We start from the raw sequence: 16468 nt of genomic DNA on the forward strand, positions 1-16468 counted from the left end.
GGTGTGAAATAGAATTTACTGAATGCAAAATTAAGTAAAAATATATAAATTCCTTGGTAAAACTGCATTAATTATGCCGTTTAACTGAGATTTATTTATCTTATAATAAAGTGAAAAAATTAAGAGAGTTTTATAAAGAATTTATGAAAAAACAGCCGTTTTTTAAGGCTTTACGCATTTGTTTTGATTAAATTTGACTGTTAAAAAACACCAAAATCCGGTAAATCCATATAATAAAGATCTAAAAAGTGAAAAGAGAAATAATTAAAACGCTAGATGGCTCAACGACAATTCATTTGCAGGAGTGGGATGAGTGTTACCATTCTAAACACGGTGCCATTCAGGAAGCAAAACATGTATTTATAAAAAACGGACTTTCATTATTTGAAGGTAATCCGGTAAGTATTATGGAAATTGGTTTTGGAACGGGTTTGAATGCTTTTATCACTTTTTTAGAATCGATTCAAAAAAATCAAGTTATTGATTATGTTGGGGTAGAGGCTTATCCGGTTGAGGCAGATGAGGTTTTAGGGATGAATTATGTTACTGAACTGGGTGCATTGGAATTTGAGAACATTTTTGAGAAAATGCATAAATGCGAATGGAATAAAAAAAATGAAATTTGCAGCTCGTTCTCGTTAACCAAAAGGAAACAATTTTTTCATGAAATAGACGATTTTGAAACTTTTGATTTGATTTACTTTGACGCCTTTGGATACAGGGTGCAGCCGGAGTTGTGGAGTACTGAAATTTTCAGGAAAATGTACAAGAGTTTAAAGCCAAATGGAGTTTTGGTAACCTATGCTGCGCGCGGAGTTGTTAAAAGAAGTATGATAGAAGTTGGATTCACTGTAGAGAAATTAGCAGGTCCTCCTGGAAAACGAGAGATGTTTCGAGCCTTTAAAAAGGTTTAAATGAATTGTTTAGAACCATTCTATATTGATTTATACATATTAAGAAAACGTATTCGTTGCTAAAGTTTTTAAAATAATAAGTTAAAATGAATGCATATGAATGATATTTGATTAAATTTGTGCGAGTTTAGAAATATAGATAACCCCCGAAAATCTTATTTTATTATGTCAAAAATGATGTTTGATTACACGAAATCAATACTTGAGAGAGTGAGTTTCGATCCGATACTTTTCTGTAAAGAACTAGAAAAAGCTATCAAAACGCTGTTACCATACGAAATGGAGCAATTGCAAGAATGGTTGATGAATTTTATTATTGAGAAACCAGAACTAAAACAAAGTTTACTACTAATCAAAGTATAAAAAAAAGGAGCCGAATTGGCTCCTTTTTTTATGTCTATTTCTTTTGTAGCGGACTTACAATTTGAACGTTCTGAAAAACAATTGCTCCTTTTACAACTCCGGCAATTGTAGATCTTAGCGCGTCAATGATTTGCATTTTTAATTCGCTCTTGGGGTAAATTAAACTTACCTCACGAGCAGGTTTTGGTTCCTTAAAATTTCGTAGTTTCAGCTTATCGGAATCTTTTAAGTCTAAGGTGTGCAAGTACGGAAGTAGCGTTGTGCCCAAACCTTCGTCGGCTAATTTTATAAGGGTTTCAAAGCTTCCGCTTTGTATCTGAAAATTATTCTGGTCGATATCAGTCCCATTTTTGCATAAATTCAAAATCCCGTCTCTAAAACAATGACCGTCCTGCAAAAGTAAAATTTCATTGATGTTTAAATCTGCAATTTCAATTTCCTCTTTCTGAAAACTAGCGTGATGTTCCGGTATGTAAGCTACAAACGGCTCAAAGTACAAAACAATCTCTTTTATTTTTTCATCTTCAAGCGGAGTGGCAGCAATAGCAGCATCAAGATGACCATTTTTTAATTTTACAATAATTTCATCGGTATTAAGCTCTTCGATTAAGAGTTTTACTTTTGGATATTTTTTGATGAAGTTGTTTAAAAACATCGGTAAAAGAGTAGGCATGATCGTAGGGATGATTCCCAAACGAAATTCCCCTCCAATAAAACCTTTTTGCTGTTCTACGATATCTTTGATTCTATCTGCTTCATTTACAATATTTTTAGCCTGATTTACTATTTTCTGACCAATATCTGTAAGCTGAATTGGTTTCTTACTTCTGTCAAAAATTAAAATATTAAGCTCTTCTTCAATCTTCTGGATCTGCATACTTAATGTAGGTTGTGTAACAAAACATTTTTCGGCAGCAAGTGTAAAATTTTTGTGTTCGGCAACAGCTAACACATATTGTAATTGAGTAATCGTCATTTTGATAGTATTTTGTGATGCAAAAATAAGAAAATATAATTTTTTTTTATATTATTTTTAAAGAACTTATATTAAATTTGTAGTAAACTTATTATAAAACGAAAACTATGAAAACAAATATTTTAGGATTACCTGTAAAAGAGTCAGAATTGTTAGTGAAGGAATTGAATATTCTGTTGTCAAATTTTCAGGTATATTATCAAAACTTAAGAGGAATACACTGGAATATTCGTGGTAAACGTTTCTTTGATTTGCATGTTAAGTTTGAAGAATTGTATACAGATGCACAATTAAAAATTGACATGATAGCAGAAAGGGTACTTACAATTGGAGGAACTCCCCTACATACATTCGAAGATTATATTAAAAACAACAAATTAGCTGTTGGAAAAAATATCTCAAATGACGAGAAAGCAGTTCATTTAATCATAAATTCTTTATCTGATTTATTAAAAATCGAAAGAGAAATTTTGAACCAATCGGATGAAATTAATGACGAGGGGACAAATTCTCTAATGAGTGACTTCATTGCAGAGCAGGAAAAAACAATCTGGATGATGAGAGCATGGTTAGAAGAAGAATTGTAAATCCTTGTTTATAAAACAATTAAAAGCAGAATTGTCTCATTTGATAATTCTGCTTTTTTGTTATTGTTAAATTTGTATAAAAATTTTGCTCTCAAGCTTTGATTTTATTTGTTTAACACTATTTTTGCTTCGATGAAAATACTAGCCCGCATATTATTATTCATATTTATCGCCTTCTTATCGACCCCGACAATTGTTCAGGCGATAAAGAAAGGGACAAATACGGCTATATCTTTCAATTGTGCAGAAGAGGAGGTTCATAAAGAACTTAAATCTGTTGTGCATCCTACAATATTAGAACATGAGGTTTTATTGCCTGTTTATATTCAAAAGAAAACGATTGTTTCTGAAAACATCGTAAAATTAGATAATATTTCTCCGAGCATATTTGCTCCACCTCCCAACTTAGTATAATACTTCCGATTATTTTGAACTACACTGCATTTTTGGTCAAATGTGGTAAATCTTTAATGAATAATTTTTTTAGTATTGTATTATTATGACAAAAAAAATCAATCTTTTTGCCAACCTTAAATCTGATTTTGCTTCAGGTTTAGTGGTTTTTTTGGTGGCTCTTCCATTGTGTTTAGGTATTGCAATGGCTTCGGGAGCGCCGTTGTTTTCGGGTATTATCTCGGGTGTTATTGGTGGTATCATAGTTGGTTATTTAAGCCAGTCACACATTAGTGTTTCGGGACCGGCAGCTGGATTAACGGCTATTGTTTTAACCGCTATTACTGATTTTGGTGCTTTCGATGTGTTTTTAATGTCTGTTTTTATTGCGGGACTAATTCAGTTAGTATTAGGGTTTTTAAAAGCCGGAAGTATCTCCAATTATTTTCCAACAAATGTTATCGAGGGAATGTTAGCGGGTATCGGGATCATTATTATCCTGAAACAATTGCCTCATGCTTTCGGCTATGATGCAGATTTTGAAGGTGATCAGGCTTTTGTTCAAAACGACGGAAGTAACTCATTTTCATTTTTGTTTGATGTATTAAATCATATACATTTAGGAGCAGTAGTGGTTTCGCTTGTTTCTCTGGTTATATTGATCTCATGGGATAAAGTATCTTTTTTAAAGAAATTAAAATTAATTCCGGGAGCACTTGTTGCTGTTCTTATAGGTATAGCTTTAAATGAATTTTTTATAGCTACAGGAAGCTCATTGGCGATTGCAAAAGAACATTTGGTTTCATTGCCAGTTCCAAAGTCTTTTGATGAATTTAAATCTATTCTGATTACACCAAATTTTGCAGCGGTTACAAATCCTCAAGTTTGGGTAGTCGCTATTACAATTGCCATTGTAGCTTCTATAGAAACATTATTATGTATCGAAGCAGCAGACAGAATGGATGTTCAAAAACGTTATACTAACACCAATGTGGAGCTTAGAGCGCAGGGTATAGGTAATATTGTGAGTTCACTTTTAGGAGGTTTACCAATGACATCAGTTGTGGTAAGATCATCTGCCAATAATAATGCAGGTGCAAAATCAAAAATGTCGTCTATAATTCACGGTGTGCTCTTACTGATAAGTGTTTTGTCTATTCCGGCTATTTTAAATAAAATTCCATTGGCAACTTTGGCAACTGTATTGATTTTAGTAGGATACAAATTAGCCAAACCGGCAACATTCAAACATTTTTGGGAGAAAGGAAAATACCAATTTATACCTTTTGTTGCTACCTTAGTATTTGTTGTAGCGACAGATTTACTTAAAGGTGTTGCTTTGGGAATTATCATCAGTGTAATTTTTGTATTAAGAGGAAACTTAAAAAGAGCTTACAGCTTCAAGAAAGAAGAATACGAAGACGGAGATGTTATCCATATCGACTTGGCTCAGGAAGTTTCATTCCTGAACAAAGCAGCTATTAAATTGACATTGAATGAGATTCCGGAAAATTCTAAAGTAATTATTAATGCGCACGATACAGAGTATATTGCCCATGATGTTTTAGACTTAATTCGTGAGTTTAAGGAAACAAGAGCAATTGATGAAAATATCAAAGTAAAACTAAAAGGATTTAAAGAAGCTTACGAGCTCGAAAATTCACCGGATCTTAATAATCACGTATCTATAGAACATTATTATGATGTTGCAAAGAGAGCATTGGTTAAAAAAGAAACGATAAAAGAAGATTTTTAAACAAATTAAATTAATTAAAGGTATTTCTTCATTGTGAGAAATATTAAAAATTAGATAACTTTACAATAGTTATTTTAATATGTTTAAACACGTAGAAATACCATTCAAAAAAACAAAAAAACAATGAGAAAGTTTTATGAGCAGTTATTAGAAAATAATAAAGAATGGGTTGAAAAATCATTAGCATTAGACCCTAACTTTTTTGCAGATTTAGCAAAAGGACAAACTCCGCCATTATTATGGATTGGATGTTCTGACAGCCGTGTTCCTGCAAATGAGATTATAGGGGCAAAACCGGGAGAAGTTTTTGTACATCGTAATATTGCCAATATGGTCGTGCACTCTGATATGAATATGTTGAGTGTTCTGGATTATGCAGTAAATGTCCTTAAAGTAAAACACGTTATTGTTTGCGGACATTACGGTTGTGGCGGTGTAAAAGCAGCGATGGGAAATATGTCTGTTGGAATTATCGACAACTGGATTCGTCACATTAAAGATGAATACCGTTTGCATGACAAATACTTAAATTCGATTGAAGATGAAACAGAACGTTTTAATGCTTTTGTTGAAATCAATGCTAAAGAGCAAGTATACAACCTGGCAAAAACATCAATTGTACAAGGCGCCTGGAAAAACGGTCAGGATTTAATGCTTCACGGATGGGTTTACGGATTAAATTCAGGTTTTGTAACTGATTTGAATGTAAATATCGCTTCGAATGAGGAATTAGATGAAGTTTATCAGCTAAGTAATCTATAAGAAAATAAAAAATCGCCTCAAAAGGGCGATTTTTTTTAGAGCTTGTTTAAAATTTAAACAGGCTTTTATTCGTTTTCATCCAAATTTTCATTAAAAGCAGATGGTAATAAGGTTGGAATAAACTTGATTAAAATCGGCAATAGTAAACTTCCGCCCGGAAGTAAAAATATCGTTAACGACGGAATGGTTTTGCAAATATCCAAAAGTTGTTTTTTTACTTTTTTCTTTTCTTTGGCGTCCAGATCCCTGGTAGTAGAATAAGCCAATAGAACCATTAATTCCTTGCTCTGAATAATTTCCTTAACCAGTCTGTTTTTGTTTCTTACAATCAGTTTTACAACGCTGTGGGTCATTTGATCGTAGAAATGCTTTACAGGATTAGAATAATTAAAATACGGAATTTTCTTTTTATGAGTTGTTATAAAATCATTGGTGGTATCGATGCTTTTGGTTACAAAATCATCAGAAACTCCCATCATTGAACCCAATGAGTATAAAAAGTACGCCTCTTCATTTTCTACAACACCATCGCTCCATAAAGCCATTCCGGCCATATCGATCAAATAATAATGTTCCAGCGTATTGCTAAAATAATCCAGATGTAAGGTTTCAAGAGTATCTACGGTAACTTTTGAAAACTTCGAATATCGAATAGAAGCTTCAAAAAGTTTAATTAATAAATCGTCGTGTTGCGATTTTACGGTTTTGGTTTTTAAGGCCAGAGCCACAATCCCTAAAACAGTTTCTTCAATTCGTTTTAGATATTTGTCCGGAATCGATCCGTGCTCTAAATATTGTCTGAAAGCCAGAACATCAATAAACAAAAGCGCATTGGTTACTAAATGCGAAAAGTTTTTACTAATGATACTGTCATTCGTCTGAACGCGTTGATCTATTATGTTTTCTAGAGAAAGGGAAGGAGTATCTTTTGGAAGTAAAATTTTGAACAAATTAAATCCTTCAGGATTCATTTCGTTATAAAACTTTAAAACTTCGGTAATAAAATTATTAGGTTCAAAACTTCTTTTTTCTAAACAAAAAACGCCGTACAAAGTATTTAATAAAGCGACTTTAGAAATTTCTGTCTTAAACCAGCCTTTTATAGGAACCGGAATTCGGGAGTCAATAGTTATGATATGACCGTAAATAAAACCAGTTTCTCTGACTTTATAGTAAAACGAATCTGTAGTCTCAAAAGGAATAGCTTCTGAAAACTTTTGTTCACTAAAAAACTTGTCTATCCAACCTGGTGCTGATGGGTTAATCATTAACTTTAATTTATAGCTGCAAAGCTATATCTTTTTCTTGTGTTAGGATAAATTTTAAATGAAATAACCACTAGATTTTGTGAAAATGTAGTGGTTATTGTCTTTTTATTTGATGATTCCGGCACAAGCGACTCTTCCGCCTGCATTTCCTGTTGGCTGTGTTGTAAAATCATCAGTTCCCTGATGTACAATCAAACCTTTTCCAAGAATATCTTTGTTTGCGTCTCCACAACCAATACACCATTCGTCAGTGGTTAATGTTATAGTTCCGTTACCTTTTGCATCAGCAGTAAAGTTCCCGATATCTCCTTTGTGGTATTCTGCAACGCCCCATTTTCCGTGTTTTTTAAAAGTTGGATTCCAGTGTCCTCCGGCTGAACTTCCGTCGGTAGAACTACAATCTGCTTTTTCGTGAATGTGTATGGCGTGAACTCCCGGAGTTAAACCAGTCATTTTGGCAACAAAAGTTACTTTGCCATTTTTCTCTGTAAAAGTAGCAGTTCCTGCAACGGCACTACTGCTTTTTGGCTCTAAGGCAACAGTCAGGGTTTTGGCATCATTTGATTTTGTATTGGTCTTACAGCCAATGATTAAAGCTGTAATTATAGCGAAAGAAGTGATTATTTTTTTCATGCGAAAGGCTTTTAAATTAAAGATTAAGTAAATTTAACATAAAATTCCGACATTGATTGACGCTAATAGTTAAAAAAATCTAAAACTATTGCGTGTAATTTAATGTTACTTTAAGTGAAGGACATCTTATTATTGCGTAATTTCGTATAAGCCCGAATTTAAAATTTTAGAAAGATCAGTATTGTTATTTTTAATTTAATCTGTAAAATTATGATAAAGAATGTTTTGATTTTAGTTTTTTTAGGAGTGGTATTAATGTCATGTAATGCCTCTAAAGCACAGAAAAGGGATTCGGTTGCTAAACTCGAAGGAACCTGGGAACTTAATTATATAACCGGACCAAGAATTGCTTTTGACGGGTTGTATCCAAATAAAAAACCGACAATACATTTCGACTTGAAAGAAAATCGTGTTTCAGGAAATAATAGCTGCAATTCATTTACGGGAAATCTTAGTGTAACGGGTAATAAAATCGATTTTACACAACCTATGGCGGTCACGAGAATGATGTGTCAGGACGGTCAGGGAGAGCAGGTTTTTATGAATACCTTGCAAAAGATAACATCATATGATATTACGGATGATGGCAAAACTTTAAACTTTATTTCCGGTGACATTGCGATGATGCGATTTGCCAAAAAATAAAAATTACCTTTTTTTAACGCAATAGAAATACTATTATGAAAACTAAATTGTCGATTTTATTAGTGTTATTGTGCTTTTTAAATTCTCCGATTTTTGCACAGGAAAAGACTAAAAAAGAATTAAAAGCAGAGAAAGAGCAACAGAAACAAAAAGAAATTGAAGCTCTTATAGATTCTAAAAATTTTGTTTTTGAAGCTCAAAAAGTCAATCCGCAAGGGGGCAGAGTGATTATCTTGGATTATAATACTTACTTCTTAAAATTCAATACAGAAAAAACAACTTCTGACTTACCTTTTTTTGGACGCGCTTTTAATGTTGCCTACGGAGGAGATGGGGGAATAAAATTTGAAGGTGTTCCCGAAAATATTAAAATTGAAAAAAAGAAGAAAAGTTATATTTTAAAGGCCACTATAAAAGGCAAAGATGATGTGTATAATATTACCTTTTCTATCTTTTTAAATGGAGGTACTTCACTTTTTGTCAATAGTAATAATAAGGCGTCCATTTCGTATGATGGAGAAATTAAAGCTCCAAAAGCGAATGAAAGTGATAAAAAATAGTGTGTTAACTTGTTAAAAATCAGTACATTTGGTAATGCATGAATTTTTTAAGAACCCATTAAAATTTAATACTATGAAAAAACTAAGTCTTATTCTTATTATGGCAATTGCCTGGTTTTCATCTTATGCTCAGTCTTCGTTTAAGGAAGATGTAGATGTACTGCAAAGTGTTTATGGCAAATCGAAAAGTAATCTTGTAAAACAATATATGAACTTATCTGATACACAATCAGTAGCTTTTACTAAAGTTTACGATAGTTATGAAACAGAACGTAAGGCGCTGGGGCAAACAAAATTTCAGTTAATCAACGATTATGCTGCTAATTATGCAACCCTGACAGACGCAAAAGCCGATGAGTTAGCAAAAGGTACTCTAAAAAATCATTTAGCTTATGAAAAACTATACTCTAAAACTTATAATCAGGCTAAAAAAGCTGTTGGAGCTATAAACGCCGCTAAATTTCTTCAGTTAGAAGTGTATTTGCAAACTATAATAAGAGCCGAGATTTTGGAATCAATTCCTTTTATTGGTGAATTAGACAAATCAAAATTATAATAATAGTACTCTTTATAAATAGAAAGAACGGCAGTTACCTCATATAACTGCCGTTTTTTTTTATTGTTCGAAATATATTATTTAGTTATTTTAACTTTATAAATAGCATCTACCATTCCGTCGCGAGGACTATCTAATGGAAGTTCCCAGAACATGATTCCGCCTAATTTTTTAGATTTTGCATATTCCGCTTTAGCTTTAATAGAATTTAGGTTATCTCCGGTTGCAAATGTTTTTTCTTTCTCATTGTACCAGTATGCAGCTTTTGCTTTGTCATCCCAAAAATATTTCCAGCCATTTGCTTCTGTATAAGTGTCTGCGTAACTTTTGAAAGGAACACCCTGAATGTGCTCACCTGATTGGTATAAACCATTATTTACATTGGTTACGTTTTTCCATGTTCTGGTATAAAAAGCACCGCCAATAACTAATTTTTCAGCAGGGATTCCTTGTTTTAATAAAAATTCAACTGCTCTGTCTGTAGATTCTTCTTTTGGAGTTGTGCTGTATAGCGGAGTATGATGTCCTGTAACTGTCGAATAACCGTTCACTAAATCGTAGCTCATAATGTTGATACGGTTTACTAATGGTCCTACGGTTTTCCAGTCGATAGATTCATCTAAGAATTTCTGAAATCCTCCGGCAGCAAAGCTTAATTCATACTTTTTACCTAGAGTAGAACGTAAAATTTTGATTAATTCGGTAAAATTAGGTTTGTCAGCAGTTTGGAATAAATGTCCAGGCAGTCCCTCAATTGCCGGATATTCCCAATCTAAATCTATACCATCTACTTTAAAGTAATCGCTCACTTCTTTTACTGATTTAGCAAAAGTCAATCTTCCTTCAGCAGTAGAAAATGCGGCAGAGCAAGGCTCACAACCTCCCCAGCCACCAAGTGAAAGAATAATTTTAAGCTGCGGATTTGATGCTTTTAAAGAAACCAGATACTTAATTGTGGTAGAGTCTTTAGCAGAATCAACGCTTAGTTTTCCATCTTTTAAATGGCAAAAGCTAAAGATGATCTGGTTGAGTTTGTTAACCTCATACTCGTTAATTAGTTTATCATCGCCGGTATAATAAGCAATGATGTCCATTTTTTTGTTTTTTTGTGCAAAAGTATTTGTGGTACAGATGCAAAATAAAAGCAAAGCAATCAGATTAATTTGTTTCATTTTATGTTTTTTAAAGTTTTTAGAATGTTAAATATAACGCAATACAATTGATATTTAACTATTGTGTTGAGGTATAAAAGTTAATTTTAACGAATATTTTGCAAATCGTTGCAAAAATATTGCGCCTCATTATTTTTATATTGCGCAAATCATAAAGCAAAAATAAACCCGCACTGTTTCGGATAAGTGCGGGTTTAAACAAATTAAAAGCTAAAAACTATTTTTATATTAGAAGCAGTATTCGTTTTCTGCAACTAATTTTGTTGTAATAACCTCTCTTAGGGCTACCACATTTGGATTGTTTGTATATTTTGTAAAACGTTTTAATCCCATTAACATCATACGTTGTTCGTCACCTTCAGCAAAAGAAATAATTCCTTCTTTTCCTCTTGAGTTCACGATATCAACTGCTTTGTATAAGTATAATTTTGCCATAGCAATTTGCTCTTGTACTTTAGCTTCACCTTGATTTTTGGCTAATTTTTCAGTTCTAAGAATTGTACTTTCAGCCATGTAGATTTCAATTAAGATATCAGAAGCAGCCATTAATAACTGTTGGTGAGCATCTAAGTCCGGTCCGTATTTTTGAACAGCGCTTCCGGCAACCATTAAGAAAACTTTCTTAAGGTTAGCGATGATTCCTTTTTCTTCAGCGAATAATTCAGAGAAATCAGGAGTATCAAAAGATGGAATTCCCATTAATTCTTCAGAAACTTTCATTGCTGGTCCAAGTAAATCAACATGACCTTTCATAGCCTTTTTGATCAACATACCTACAGAAAGCATTCTGTTGATTTCGTTTGTTCCTTCATAGATTCTAGCGATACGGGCATCTCTCCATGCACTTTCCATTGGAGTGTCTTCAGAGAATCCCATTCCACCAAAAATCTGAATTCCTTCATCAGCACAAGCCTGAACATCTTCAGAAACTGCCACTTTCAAGATAGAACATTCGATAGCATATTCTTCAACACCTTTTAATTCAGCTTCCTGATGCGTAGTTCCTTCTGCTTCACGAGCAGCGATTCTGTCTTCGATATCTTTTGCAGCACGGTAAGAAGCACTTTCTCCAGCGTAGGCATTAGTTGCCATTTCAGCTAATTTAGAGCGGATAGCTCCAAAAGATGAAATTGCAGTGTTAAACTGGATTCTTTCGTTTGAATATTTTACTGCATTGGTAGTCACTCTGCGTTGTGCATCTAAACAAGCTGCAGCCAATTTAATACGTCCAACGTTCAAAGCGTTCATTGCAATTTTAAAACCGTTTCCTCTTTCAGACAACATGTTTTCAACAGGAACTTTTGTGTCGTTGAAGAAAACCTGACGAGTAGAAGAAGCACGGATTCCTAATTTATGCTCTTCTTCATTCATAGAAATCCCGTTAGAAGGATCGTTTTCTACGATGAAACCTGTAATATTTTTATCATCTCCAATACGGGCAAAAACGATGAAAACGCTGCAAAAACCTGCATTCGAGATCCACATTTTTTGACCTGTAATAGAGTAGTATTTTCCATCTTCAGATAAAACAGCTTTTGTTTTTCCTGAGTTAGCATCAGATCCTGCGCCTGGCTCAGTTAAGCAATAAGCGCCAAACCATTCTCCAGATGCCAATTTAGGAACGTATTTTTTCTTTTGTTCTTCAGTACCATAAAGCGTAATTGGCATAGTTCCAATTCCGGTATGAGCTCCAAAAGCAGTTGAGAAAGATCCAGTTGCACCAGAAATGTAATCGCAAACTAGCATTGTAGATACGAATCCCATTCCTAATCCACCGTATTCTTCAGGAACCGCAACTCCAAGAAGTCCAAGTTCACCAGCTTTACGCATAGATGATTCAGTATAAGCATAATCTTTCTTCTCGAAACGATCTTTATGCGCCCATAATTCTTTGTCAACGAACTCTTTTACAGAGTCACGCATCATTAACTGCTCTTCCGAGAAATCTTCTGGTGTAAAGATATCTTCGCACTTTGTTTCTTTAACTAAAAACTGACCACCACGGGTTACGTTTTTTTCGATTGTATCTGCCATTGCTTTTGTTTTTGTATGTTTTTTTTTATGATATAATTTCCTCAATCTTGTCATTGCGAGGAACAAAGCAACCACATTTGCAAAATAAAACTTTGCGTAATTGTTAGTGAGGTTGCTTTGTTCCTCGCAATGACAAACTGAACTTAATATTTTATCTACAGAACCTCGTAAATCCCCGCAGAACCCTGCCCAGTCCCCACACACATAGAAACAATTCCGTATTTGTTACCTCTGCGTTTCATCTCATCAAATAACTGAACAGAAAGTTTAGCTCCTGTACAACCCAGAGGGTGACCTAAAGCGATAGCTCCGCCATTTACGTTTACGATATCCGGATTTAAACCGAGCTCACGAATTACAGCCAAAGACTGAGAAGCAAAAGCCTCGTTTAATTCAACCAAGTCAATATCCTTTAATTCTAAACCAGCTTGTTTCAATGCTTTCGGAATTGCTTTTACCGGACCAATACCCATGATTCTTGGTTCAACACCAGAAGAAGCAAAGTTTACCAGTCTTGCTATTGGCTCAAGGTTTAATTCTTTTACCATATCCTCGCTCATGATCAAAACAAAAGCAGCACCATCACTCATTTGGGAAGAGTTTCCGGCAGTTACGCTTCCGTCAGCGGCAAAAACAGGTCTTAATCCTGATAATGCAGCAACAGAAGTTCCGGCACGTGGACCCTCGTCTTGTTTTACAACATAAGATTTAGTTTCTTTTTTACCATTTTCGTTGATGAAAGTTTGCTCAACAGTAATCGGAACGATTTGTTTGTCGAATTTACCTTCCGCTTGTGCTTTCAGGGCTTTCATATGAGAGTTGTAAGCAAACTCATCCTGATCTTCTCTAGAAATTTTATATTGATTAGCAACCGCCTCAGCAGTTAAACCCATTCCCCAATAGTAATCTTCGTGACCTGCAGCAGCAACTTTATAATCCGGAGTTGGTTTGTAACCTCCCATCGGAATAAAACTCATGCTTTCTGCACCACCGGCGATGATACAATCTGCCATTCCTGATTGAATTTTAGCCGTTGCCATTCCGATAGTTTCTAATCCAGATGCGCAATAGCGGTTTACGGTTACTCCAGGAACATCTTCAACTTTTAATCCCATAAGAGAGATCAAACGTCCAACGTTAAGTCCTTGCTCAGCTTCCGGCATGGCATTTCCTACCATAACGTCATCGATACGTTTTTTGTCAAAATCAGGCAATTCATCCATCATAAACTGAATGGTTTCTGCAGCTAATTCATCAGGTCTTTTAAATCTAAAAACCCCTTTTGGTGCTTTTCCTACCGCAGTACGGTAAGCTTTTACTATATATGCTGTTTTCATTTGTTTTTGTTTTTTTAAGATTTATTAGAAGAAAGAGGCAAGAGGCAAGATATTTCTAAAGTCTTGCCTCTTGTTTCTTGCATCTTGTTATCTAGTTACGAAGTGGTTTTCCTTTAGTTAACATATATTGGATTCTCTCTAAAGTCTTACGTTCAGTACAAAGAGATAAGAAAGCTTCACGTTCGATATCTAATAAATATTGTTCAGATACTAAAGTCGCTTCAGATAAATCGCCACCAGCCATTACATAAGCCAGTTTGTTAGCGATTTTCTTGTCGTGCTCAGAAATGTATTTTCCAGCTTCCATTTGATCTGTTCCAACTAAGAACATTCCAAGGGCTTGTTTTCCTAATACTTTCACATCAGTTCTTCTGATAGGTTGTGTATAACCAGCTTGAGCCATTAACAAAGCATGTTTCTTAGCTTCAGCGATCTGGCGATCTTTGTTAACCACAATAATATCTTTACCATGTTGAAGAAGTCCTGTATCAAAAGCTTCATAACCAGAAGTCGAAACTTTTGCCATAGCGATTGTTAAGAAATACTCCTGAAGAACGTTCAATTCCACATCGTTTTTACGGAATAGGTCAGAAGCTCTCAAAGCCATTTCTTTAGATCCACCACCACCAGGAAGTACACCAACACCAAATTCAACTAATCCCATATAAGTTTCAGCAGCAGCAACCACTTTATCAGCGTGTAAGCTCATTTCGCATCCGCCACCAAAAGTCATTCCGTGAGGCGCTACAACAACAGGAATAGAAGAATAACGAACGCGCATCATCGTGTCCTGGAACATTTTGATAGCCATATTCAACTCGTCATATTCCTGCTCAACTGCCATCATGAAAATCATTCCGATATTGGCTCCAACAGAGAAATTCGCTGCTTGGTTTCCAATAACCAATCCTTGATATTCTTTTTCAGATAAGTCAATTGCTTTATTGATAGCCTGAAGTACATCGCCACCAATTGTATTCATTTTAGATTGGAATTCTAAGTTCAAAATTCCGTCTCCTAAATCTTGTATAATTGCACCACTATTGCTCCAAACTTTTTTGCTTTCGCGAATGTTGTTCAGGATAATGAATGAATCTTGTCCCGGAACTTTAGTTTGAGATTTTGTTGGGATATTGTAGAAATAAGTTGCTCCTTCTTTTACAGAGTAGAAACTCTCACTTCCGGCTGCTAACATTTCATTGACCCATGCAGCAGGCTCTAAACCTTCTGCTTTCATGATTTCGATTCCGTTGGCAACACCAATAGCGTCCCAAATTTCGAAAGGACCATTTTCCCATCCAAAACCGGCTTTCATCGCATCATCAATTTTATATAATTCGTCTGAGATTTCAGGAATTCTGTTAGAAACGTAAGCAAACATTCCCGCAAAGCTTTTACGGTAAAATTCTCCCGCTTTGTCTTTTCCTTTTACCAGAACTTTAAAACGATTGATTGGTTTGTCGATAGTTTTAGTTAGTTCAAGCGTAGCAAAATTTGCTTTTTTAGCAGCACGATATTCTAATGTATCTAAGTCAAGAGTAAGAATATCTTTGTCTACTTTTTTGTAGAAACCTTGTCCTGTTTTACTTCCTAACCAATTGTTTTCCATCATTTTTGTGATGAAATCAGGAAGTTTAAACAATTCGTGTTGTTCGTCAGTTGGGCAGTTTTCATAAATACCATTGGCAACGTGTACCAAGGTATCTAAACCAACAACGTCAACGGTACGGAAAGTAGCCGATTTTGGACGACCAATTACAGGACCAGTCAATTTATCGACTTCCTCAATTGTTAATCCCATTTCTTTTACCAAGTGGAATAAACTTTGGATTCCGTAAATACCAATTCTGTTTCCAATAAACGCCGGAGTATCTTTAGCAACAACAGATGTTTTTCCTAAAAATTTAGATCCGTATTCGTTTAAGAAATCCAATACCTCAGTTGAAGTTTTTGGACCAGGAATAATTTCAAATAACTTTAAGTAACGCGCAGGGTTAAAAAAGTGAGTTCCGCAGAAGTGTTTTTGAAAATCTTCGCTTCGTCCTTCACTCATAAAATGAATCGGAATACCAGAAGTGTTAGATGTAACCAAAGTTCCCGGTGTACGGAATTTCTCGATTTGCTCAAATACCAGTTTTTTGATATCCAAACGCTCTACAACAACCTCAATAATCCAGTCTACATTGGCAATTTTTGCTATATCATCAGTAGTATTTCCAGTTGTGATTCTGCTTGCGAATTTCTGACTGTAAATAGGAGACGGTTTCGATTTTAATGAATTCGCTAAGTGCTCGTTTACCACTCGGTTGCGAACAGCCTTACTTTCAAGCGTTAATCCTTTTTTAGTTTCAGCTTCTGTCAACTCGCGCGGTACGATGTCAAGCAAAAGAACTTCAACACCAATATTGGCAAAATGACAAGCTATTCCTGAACCCATAATTCCGGATCCAATTACAGCAACTTTTTTAATTGTGCGTTTCATAGAGTTAATATTTTGTTTTTTTATTTTGAA

16 protein-coding genes are annotated in these 16468 nt (G+C 34.6%); 9 read left to right on the forward strand and 7 right to left on the reverse strand.

Annotation, left to right across the window (positions count from 1 at the left end; all coding sequences use genetic code 11):
- Positions 1-248 precede the first annotated feature (248 nt).
- Positions 249-914 carry a tRNA (5-methylaminomethyl-2-thiouridine)(34)-methyltransferase MnmD gene (gene mnmD, locus GIY83_RS01965; protein ID WP_194615757.1) on the forward strand — a complete coding sequence of 222 codons (666 nt, stop codon included), beginning with the start codon at positions 249-251 and terminating at the stop codon, positions 912-914.
- 165 nt (positions 915-1079) lie between these two features.
- Positions 1080-1277, forward strand: coding sequence for a hypothetical protein (locus GIY83_RS24830; protein ID WP_065450557.1), 198 nt, complete (start codon positions 1080-1082; stop codon positions 1275-1277).
- A 34-nt stretch (positions 1278-1311) separates the two neighbouring features.
- Here the strand turns inward: GIY83_RS24830 and GIY83_RS01970 are convergent, their stop codons facing one another.
- On the reverse strand, positions 1312-2253 hold the full coding sequence (locus GIY83_RS01970) for a LysR substrate-binding domain-containing protein (protein ID WP_173971253.1): 942 nt from the start codon (positions 2251-2253) through the stop codon (positions 1312-1314).
- Between the two features lie 107 nt (positions 2254-2360).
- Between GIY83_RS01970 and GIY83_RS01975 the strand changes: the two genes are divergently transcribed.
- The 4 genes from GIY83_RS01975 (at position 2361) to can (ending at position 5751) form a co-directional block, all read left to right on the forward strand.
- Positions 2361-2840, forward strand: a complete 480-nt coding sequence (locus GIY83_RS01975) for a Dps family protein (protein WP_194615758.1) — start codon at positions 2361-2363, stop codon at positions 2838-2840.
- A 132-nt stretch (positions 2841-2972) separates the two neighbouring features.
- Positions 2973-3254, forward strand: a complete 282-nt coding sequence (locus tag GIY83_RS01980) for a hypothetical protein (RefSeq protein WP_228520392.1) — start codon at positions 2973-2975, stop codon at positions 3252-3254.
- An 85-nt stretch (positions 3255-3339) separates the two neighbouring features.
- A complete protein-coding gene (locus GIY83_RS01985) occupies positions 3340-4989 on the forward strand; it encodes a SulP family inorganic anion transporter (protein ID WP_208684382.1) in 1650 nt (549 codons plus the stop codon).
- Positions 4990-5112: 123 nt separating this feature from the next.
- Positions 5113-5751: a carbonate dehydratase gene (gene can / locus GIY83_RS01990; protein ID WP_173971249.1), complete on the forward strand. Its 639-nt coding sequence runs from the start codon at positions 5113-5115 to the stop codon at positions 5749-5751.
- A gap of 65 nt (positions 5752-5816) precedes the next feature.
- Here the strand turns inward: can and GIY83_RS01995 are convergent, their stop codons facing one another.
- Positions 5817-7019 carry an LETM1-related biofilm-associated protein gene (locus GIY83_RS01995; protein ID WP_194615761.1) on the reverse strand — a complete coding sequence of 401 codons (1203 nt, stop codon included), beginning with the start codon at positions 7017-7019 and terminating at the stop codon, positions 5817-5819.
- Positions 7020-7124: 105 nt separating this feature from the next.
- On the reverse strand, positions 7125-7652 hold the full coding sequence (locus GIY83_RS02000) for a superoxide dismutase family protein (RefSeq protein WP_208684384.1): 528 nt from the start codon (positions 7650-7652) through the stop codon (positions 7125-7127).
- A gap of 210 nt (positions 7653-7862) precedes the next feature.
- On the opposite strand from GIY83_RS02000, the gene GIY83_RS02005 reads away from it, so the two are divergent.
- From GIY83_RS02005 to GIY83_RS02015, 3 genes are all read left to right on the forward strand, one after another.
- Positions 7863-8297, forward strand: coding sequence for an META domain-containing protein (locus GIY83_RS02005; RefSeq protein WP_208684386.1), 435 nt, complete (start codon positions 7863-7865; stop codon positions 8295-8297).
- Between the two features lie 35 nt (positions 8298-8332).
- Positions 8333-8857, forward strand: coding sequence for a DUF4251 domain-containing protein (locus GIY83_RS02010; RefSeq protein WP_208684388.1), 525 nt, complete (start codon positions 8333-8335; stop codon positions 8855-8857).
- 73 nt (positions 8858-8930) lie between these two features.
- Complete coding sequence (locus tag GIY83_RS02015) at positions 8931-9413, forward strand: hypothetical protein (RefSeq protein WP_194615765.1); 483 nt, start codon at positions 8931-8933, stop codon at positions 9411-9413.
- Positions 9414-9490: 77 nt separating this feature from the next.
- Here GIY83_RS02015 and GIY83_RS02020 read toward each other — a convergent pair whose 3' ends face one another.
- The 4 genes from GIY83_RS02020 to GIY83_RS02035 form a co-directional block, all read right to left on the reverse strand.
- A complete protein-coding gene (locus GIY83_RS02020) occupies positions 9491-10585 on the reverse strand; it encodes a glycoside hydrolase family 18 protein (protein ID WP_208684390.1) in 1095 nt (364 codons plus the stop codon).
- Between the two features lie 228 nt (positions 10586-10813).
- The gene (locus GIY83_RS02025) at positions 10814-12619 is read right to left on the reverse strand and encodes an acyl-CoA dehydrogenase family protein (RefSeq protein ID WP_194615767.1); all 1806 of its coding nucleotides are present in this window, start codon (positions 12617-12619) and stop codon (positions 10814-10816) included.
- A 155-nt stretch (positions 12620-12774) separates the two neighbouring features.
- Positions 12775-13956, reverse strand: coding sequence for an acetyl-CoA C-acyltransferase (locus GIY83_RS02030; protein ID WP_194615768.1), 1182 nt, complete (start codon positions 13954-13956; stop codon positions 12775-12777).
- A 91-nt stretch (positions 13957-14047) separates the two neighbouring features.
- A complete protein-coding gene (locus tag GIY83_RS02035) occupies positions 14048-16438 on the reverse strand; it encodes a 3-hydroxyacyl-CoA dehydrogenase/enoyl-CoA hydratase family protein (protein WP_208684392.1) in 2391 nt (796 codons plus the stop codon).
- Positions 16439-16468: the final 30 nt, after the last annotated feature.

This window comes from Flavobacterium sp. SLB02 (assembly GCF_009664855.1).
Lineage (GTDB): Bacteria > Bacteroidota > Bacteroidia > Flavobacteriales > Flavobacteriaceae > Flavobacterium.